This is a genomic window from Bacillus sp. T2.9-1 (assembly GCF_950097965.1).
Taxonomy (GTDB): Bacteria; Bacillota; Bacilli; order Bacillales; family Cytobacillaceae; genus Niallia; species Niallia hominis.
On sequence record NZ_CATNHG010000058.1, the window covers coordinates 1 to 245 of the forward strand.

Sequence of the window (245 nt, forward strand, 5' to 3'; positions counted from 1 at the left end):
AGTCATTGTACCTAATATTCTTAATCGTGATTTTAGTGCAAGTAAACCAAATGAGAAGTGGGTAACGGACATTACGTATATCCAGTATGGCAGCGAAACATTATATCTGTCTACGATTATGGATTTGTATAATAATGAAATCGTAGCTTATAAGATTTATAATCATCAACAAACGACATTAGTAATTGATACACTGCAGGATGCTTTGGATAAACGCAATCAGCCAGAAGGAGTTATTATACACT

At 33.5% G+C, this 245-nt stretch carries 1 protein-coding gene; it reads left to right on the forward strand.

Annotated elements, in window-relative coordinates; translation table 11 throughout:
• A partial coding sequence (locus tag QQZ16_RS04405; protein WP_284561143.1) for a DDE-type integrase/transposase/recombinase occupies positions 1-245 on the forward strand: 245 nt, incomplete at both ends.